At 62.7% G+C, this 6,715-nt stretch carries 5 protein-coding genes and 1 pseudogene; 2 read left to right on the forward strand and 4 right to left on the reverse strand.

What is annotated here, in order from left to right; translation table 11 throughout:
• Nucleotides 1-91: 91 nt before the first annotated feature.
• Complete coding sequence (locus ACIQ3B_RS12105; protein WP_397402888.1) at nucleotides 92-1,447, reverse strand: M28 family metallopeptidase; 1,356 nt, start codon at nucleotides 1,445-1,447, stop codon at nucleotides 92-94.
• 29 nt (nucleotides 1,448-1,476) lie between these two features.
• Here ACIQ3B_RS12105 and ACIQ3B_RS12110 point away from each other — a divergent pair, with 29 nt between their 5' ends.
• A complete protein-coding gene (locus ACIQ3B_RS12110; protein WP_397402890.1) occupies nucleotides 1,477-1,653 on the forward strand; it encodes a DUF4169 family protein in 177 nt (58 codons plus the stop codon).
• Between the two features lie 19 nt (nucleotides 1,654-1,672).
• Here the strand turns inward: ACIQ3B_RS12110 and ACIQ3B_RS12115 are convergent, their stop codons facing one another.
• Nucleotides 1,673-4,081, reverse strand: a complete 2,409-nt coding sequence (locus ACIQ3B_RS12115; protein ID WP_397402891.1) for a TonB-dependent receptor — start codon at nucleotides 4,079-4,081, stop codon at nucleotides 1,673-1,675.
• Between the two features lie 182 nt (nucleotides 4,082-4,263).
• On the opposite strand from ACIQ3B_RS12115, the gene ACIQ3B_RS12120 reads away from it, so the two are divergent.
• A complete protein-coding gene (locus ACIQ3B_RS12120; RefSeq protein WP_397402893.1) occupies nucleotides 4,264-5,751 on the forward strand; it encodes a PepSY domain-containing protein in 1,488 nt (495 codons plus the stop codon).
• Between the two features lie 3 nt (nucleotides 5,752-5,754).
• On the opposite strand, the gene ACIQ3B_RS12125 is transcribed toward ACIQ3B_RS12120, so the two are convergent.
• On the reverse strand, nucleotides 5,755-6,510 hold the full coding sequence (locus ACIQ3B_RS12125) for a Coq4 family protein (RefSeq protein ID WP_397402895.1): 756 nt from the start codon (nucleotides 6,508-6,510) through the stop codon (nucleotides 5,755-5,757).
• A gap of 77 nt (nucleotides 6,511-6,587) precedes the next feature.
• Nucleotides 6,588-6,715, reverse strand: a pseudogene (locus ACIQ3B_RS12130) (IS5/IS1182 family transposase); the annotation flags it as partial.

Genomic DNA, 6,715 nt, shown 5'->3' on the forward strand with positions numbered 1-6,715 from the left:
CGAGAAGGTTGCTAAGGCCAAGCTGCTTGCCTGATCGCCGAGGCGGGATTCCGCGTCCGAAATCGTGTCGGCAATCGGCCGGGACCCAGGCTCAGGGCTTCATCCCGGGGTTCCAGTCCGGCTTGAAGTCGCTGTCCAGCAGCCATCGGATTGGATCCGCGAGTGACTGGATAACTCCGATCATGAAGGGCAGGTCCAGGTTCTCCAGGGTATCGGACGGCTGGTGATAGGAAGGGGGCAGCGGCCAGGCGCTGATGGTTTGGGCGACCACACCCTTCCTCGCGAGCTGATAGTTGTCGGACCGCATGAAGAAGTTCTCCTGCGGATAGGGATCCGGACCCAGGCTTGCGCCTCTGGCCTTGAGCGCCGGACCCAGGTTCGAACGTTCCCAACCCGTGAGCATGAGCGCCTGGCGGTCCCTGGGATCAGGAACCCCGATCATCTCGAACTGGAGATTGGCGATAACATCGCCCAGCGGCGCAGGCGGATGGGCAAGATAGTAGCGCGAGCCATGCCCGCCTTGTTCCTCACAGCCAAAGAGCGCGAACTGAACCCTGCGCTTGTGGCCGCGTCCCGACTTCATCATTCGTGCAAACTCCAGCACGGCGGCCGTGCCGGAGGCATCATCATTGGCGCCGGGATAGAGCTGTCCGCCAATGACGCCGAGATGGTCGTGATGTGCGCTGAGCAACACCACCTCGCGGCGGGCCGGCCCGGATCGACCTGGGATCTCCGCCAGTACATTGTAGGTGGTGCGCAGGATCGGCGCGCCCAGGGTTGCGGTGATGTTCGCGGACGTCCCGGCGCGAAGCTTGAGGGTCGCCAACGTCTCGGGTCGGGCGAAGACAACTGGCGGGCCGGCGGGACGCGGCGTCGGCGCCTCAACACCCAGAACCTCGACGGGCCCTGGCGGGCGCGTTGCGAGCTGATCCCACGCTTTCAGAAACCGGTCCGGCGGTGTCGCGATGACGGCAAGCGCACCGGCCTTAACCAGCGCCGCGGCAGTCGCTGGATCATATAGTCCGTCGAAGACCACGATCCGGCCGGCGCCCTCCGCAGGCGCGCCATCCTTGCTCAGCACCACCAGGGACGCGGTGGCGTCTGGCATGGGCGTCAGCGCCAGAATACCCTCGCCATGGACAAATCGAACCTCCCCGACCTGCAGAACAGGCAGTGAGGCATAGGTTGGCACGCGGAACTGCACGGACTGCAGATAGCCGCCGCCAGGCGCCGCGCCTTTCACGCCGTAAGCCTTGAAGCGCCGGGCGAGATAGCGCGCCGTTTCCAGGTCATCGTCGGTCCCACAGGCCCGTCCGGCAAGTTTGGCGCCCGTCAGGTGCTTCATGGTCGAGGTGACACAGCTGGCGCACACCTTGGGACCGGCCTGCGCGGACATGGGCGCCAAGGCGGTAGCGATGGCCGCCAGAAGAGCTAGACTACGCGACACGATGCGACTCCGGAGCGAGGATCAGAGCGATGGCGGAACTGATCAATCTGAACAAGGCAAGAAAGGCCAGGGCACGCGCCGAAGACAAGTCTCAGGCGTCCGGAAACCGCGTGCGGTTCGGACTTACCAAGGATCAGAAGGCCGTTGCCGCCCTTGAGGCTGCCCGAACGCAGCGCGATCTGGACGGCAAGAAACGCGGGGACTGAGCGCCCCCGCGTAGCTCATTCAGAACTTGTAGCTGGCGCTGACGCCGATCTGGCGTTTGCGCGGCGCCGAGACCGAGAAGTCCCGGAAGAATGTGGTCTGGTTGGCGCCCGTGAGAGGATTCACACGGGTCAGCAGCCGGTTGAAGTCCAGCAGGCGGGTTACCACCAGCGGCGTGCGATCCTGCAGCAGATTGCGACCGTAGATCGACAGATCCCAATTGCCGCGGCGCAGGCCCAAGCTTCCGCTAAGGTTATAGCTGTCGCCAGCCCAGTTGAGGTTATCGACCTGGGAGTAGCGCTTGGATTCATAGGACAGATCAGCCCGCGCCGTCAGTTCGATATCGTCGGTCAGGGGCCTGTTGGCCTCAGCGGTCAGGACGAACTGATGCTCCGGTGTCTGCGGCAGACGATTTCCGCTGACGTCGCCGCCGTCCGTCGAGTCGACGTCCAGGGGATTGCGAACACCGCCGCGCAGGAAGGCAGGACGACCGTCCGTGTCATAGATCTCCTGCGTCGTGTCATCGAAGAACTTGGTGAACTTGGCGTCGACATAGGTGTAGGCGGCACGCACGTATAGCCAGTCCAGGGGCCGACCGGACAGGTCGAACTCAAAGCCCTTGATCTCGGACTCGCCGGCGTTCTGGATGATCACCACGCTGTTGGGGGTGTTGGTCAAGCGGGTGTAGGCTTCACCACGGCTGAGCTGTTGCTTTGTCCAGTCCGTGTAGAAGGCCGCCACGGAATAGTTGATCCAGCCGCCAACAACGCCCTTCGCGCCAATTTCATAGCTCCAGGCGGTCTCCTCATCGAAGAGGTCGAATCCCTGGGAATTGAAGAAGGTGGCGTCCGCAGCACTGATGTCGGCCGGGTAGCTGTTGAACCCGCCGGGCTTGTTGCCCTTGGCCGCAGAGACGTGCAGCGTTAGATCAGGATTGACTTGCCAGCGGGCGGTCACGCGCGGCAGGAAGGCGTCAAATGTTGCTTTCCGTATCGCGGTGGGCGCGGGCGCCGGCTGGCCCGGTGCGCCAAGCACGCCGGTTGAACCGATGATCTTTTCCTTCTGATAGCGCCCCTCGGCGCTCAGGGTTATCGAGTCCGTGATGTCGCCTTCGACCATTGCGAACACAGAGCGGCTGCGAACACCGTCCGCATAGTCGATGAGGCGCACATTGGTGTTGGTGTTGCTGACCTGGAAGCCTTCGCCTCTGTTTTCCTTGTAGTAGTAAAGGCCAACCAGTCCGCGGACCCTCTTGTCCTGCGGCGACATGAGTCGCAGTTCCTGGCTGAAGTCCCGGTTGCGAACCTGTTCGATGAGGAACGCAGGGGCGACGCTGGGCAGCAGCGTATTGTCCTGCCCGGTCGTGCTCTTGTTCGTGTTGAACGCCGTGATCGACGCCAGGCTGAAACCGTTGTCGGTTTCGTAGTTCACGGACACGCTGCTGCGGACGAATTCGCGATCAAGGCCGTGGTATCCGAGCGCCTCGATGGCGTCGTTGTTGTAGGCGTAGCTCCTGAGCGTCTTTACCTCGCCACAATAGAAACCGCGACGATTGGTCGTTGTCCGGGGGAATAGCCCGACTTGCGGTGTCACCAGCGGCGCCGGGAAGCAGTTGTTCAGGGCCGAGCCCTGGAAGTTGTAGAGATAGCCCTTATCGTGATCGTTGCTGTAGCCCAGCGTGCCCACGATCTCGAGGTTTTCAACGGGCGTGAACAGCACCCGCCCGCCAAAGTTGTTGCTGCGCTGAGCGCCCAGGTCCCGCTTGCCGCTGTCAGCGTTGATATAGTCGCCGCCAAACTCATAGTGACGCGCATTCAATTCAACGAGAAGCTTATCCTTGACGACCGGGCCGGAGATGAAGCCGGAGATTTCGCGGCTGTCGTACTGACCGACGTTCACCCGAACCCGGCCCGTTACCTCATTGGTCGGCCTGCGGGTGACATAGCTGATGGCGCCGGCGAAGGTGCCGCGGCCGAACAGGGCCGACTGCGGGCCCTTGATCACTTCCACACGTTCCAGGTTGTCCAGCTGATAGCTGGAGATATTGTCGGAGACATAGACGCCGTCGACGAAGAAGGCCGCGTTGGGCGCCCCGACAATCGAAGACATCCCGCGCACCGACGGGCGCACGCCCGCACCGTTCCCAGGTCCGGTCCGACCGAAACCCTGGCGGAAGGAAAAGCCGGGCGTCTGTGCGGCCAGGTCGGAAACATTGACCAGATTGGCGCGGGCGATAGCCTCGCCGTTCACCACCGAAATCGTCAGCGGCACGTCTTGCAGACGCTCCTCGCGCTTGCGGGCGGTGACCAGGATCTCGTCGACTGTGCTGCTGGCGGCCTCAGCACTGCTGGCGGGCGCAGTCTGGGCGTAGGCCGAGGTGGCGGCGCTTAGAAACAGGAGCGCGAGCGGCGCACCGATGGACTTTTTCATGATCGTTTTTCCCCGAAGAGCACGCGTGACATGCCAGTTTCTTGCATGGAACTGTCTCCGAATTGTCCGGACAAATCAAGTCGCGCCGTTTGGTGCGCCTGCCGGGCTCCAGACAGGCTCGATTGACATCGGTTTGACGGACTCCCTAGGTTGTCCGGACAATTGCAGGGGCCGGGCAGATCATGGTTGACGTCCACACCCATCGAGTCCTCTGGACCGTCCACAAGTACGCAGGGCTTGTCGCGGCTGCCTGGTTGCTGGTCCTTGGTGTCACGGGTGTCCTGCTGGACCATCACGAGTGGCGCTGGCTCAACCAGAACAGCGTGCCGACCACCTGGACCTCGAAGCAGATCAACCGCCTCGTGCCGGGCACAGTGATGCGCTACGCCGTGGCCACGCCGGCCACAATTGTCGGAGGCTCGGAGCGCGGAACCTGGCTCAGCTCCGACAAGGGCAAAACCTGGACGAAGGTGGCGTTCGACGGCATCAAGGGTCAGCCACAGCTGTTCGGCTTTGCAGGATCGGCTGGCGCTAACTTCTCGGGGGTCTATCTGGCGACCGATGACGGCCTCTGGACGCTCGCGCCGGACGGCGCATCAGCGCGGCGAATTGCACTCAAGGGTGAGCATCTGACATCAGTCAGCCCTGGCCATGACGGCGCTACCCTGGTCGCGGTGCGGGACCACTCCGATCTGCTGACCATCGAAAAGGCGACCGGCAAGGTCACCCGGATTGCGCGATCCGACAATGTCACCGGTCTGACCGAGACGGTCCCGTTCAACACTTTCATCCGGGAAATTCATTTCGGACGTGGCCTGCTGGCCGGTGGGAAATCTATCTGGATCAACGATCTCGCAGGCGTAGCTCTGATCGCACTTTCACTCTCCGGAATCGCTTACTGGCTGATCAAGCGCAACGGCAAGCAGCTGGGCCTGTCTGTGCCGGCCCGGCGCGGCAGCCTGAAGTGGCTGTTCAGGGCGCACGGCCCGACCGTGGGTCTGATCGGCGCGATCCCGATCCTGATCCTGGCGGTGACCGCCTTTCCCCTGAATCACATCTATGGGTTCATTGACGCGACAAAGGACTGGGAGGTCACCCGCGCCGCTCTGCCGCCAGCCTACCAGGCCAATAATCTGGATGGTGAAATCGACGGCGTTGCGGCCTGGCCGGGGCAACCGGGGCGACTGTCCATCTCATCGCGGTTTGGCGTTATGCAATCACTCGACAATGGCCGAAGCTGGCGGACTGAGCCCTCGATCCCGGATCCCTCCGGTATGGCCGGCGCCAATCTCTTTCGCGTGGACGATAGCGTCTTCGTCGGCCGGGGGGGAGATCGAAACATTGTACAGACCGGCGGCGCCGGTGAGTGGCGCTTCCTGAAGGGCCTGCCGACCGGCATCACAAGCGCCACGCGCCAGGGCGACCAGTGGCTGATCAAGAACAGCCGGGGCTTCTATGTGGCCGACGCCGACGCCCGATCAATCCGGAAATCGGACGTCCAGTTCAAGAATGCCGTTTCGGGTACGGCCTTGTTCCTGTTCGCCGCCGACATCCACGCCGGCGTGATCTTCCACGAGCAGTTCAAGTGGCTAAACGACCTGTTCGCGGCACTGGCGATCCTGCTGGTGCTAAGTGGTCCAGTGATCTGGCTGCGACGGAAGTGGGTCTAGGTGTCAGGCCGCTACAGCCCCATCACGCACATCTGCGGGGATCGAGTCGTAGATCGTGGCGGGCGTGATGCCCAGCCGACCACGCGCGGCCTCAAGCGGCTCCGACATCAGGCGTTCATAGTCCTGACCCAGCAGCCATGCCGCCGCCTTGCCGCGCTGGTATCCCTGCCAGATCGCCTTCACCATAGGGTACCCGGAATTGCGCGCAGTTGAGGCGGCGCCGAAGGCGATGAAGGCCCAACCAAGGCTTCGGGTCTGGGCGTAGGAGAACGCCACCAGACAGGCCTCGCCCAGGGCGTCACGGTGATAGCCCGACAGGATGTGCCAGATATCGTGCACGTCGCGCGTGCGGCGGCCGAACCAGGCATAGGGGTGCGGCTCGTCGGCATGCTCGCCGCTATCACGGCTGATTTCCACGAGGCCATCTGCGGAAAGATGTTCAGCGCGAATGAAGGTGCGATAGGCCGCGCCGACACTGCCGGCCGGCAGGCTGTCGAGCCAGGCGTCATCCATCAGTTTCGCCGCGAACTCCTGGCGTTCATAGGCGATGCGACCGCCACCAGGCGTGTCAAGAAGGCGCTGGTAGCCCTTGGCGATGGAGTCGCCTGTCAGGGCGCGCATGATTTCGAACACCGCGTGGGTGTCTTCCTTGTCCTTCAACAGGCGCTGAAGCGCGCGCCAGGCGGCACCCCACTCAAGCTTTGGCCGAGCCGCCTTTGGGGCGGGACGGAAATCAGCAGCGTCGGCGGTAGTGGACATCGAACGCAATCCTAGTGGACATCGACAGCTTCAAAGATGACGCCCCCGTCATCTTTTTTCAAGGGGATCCTTTTCGTTTAGGCCATCGACTCATTAAATCGCATCCAGATCCTGACTGAAGCGAGCTTGACGCTGGCGAGGTAGTTTTCAGGGTTCTTGTCGTAACGGGTTGCGACGGCGCGGAAGTGTTTGAGCTTGTTGAAGA

Source organism: Phenylobacterium sp. (genome assembly GCF_044358365.1).
Lineage (GTDB): Bacteria > Pseudomonadota > Alphaproteobacteria > Caulobacterales > Caulobacteraceae > Phenylobacterium.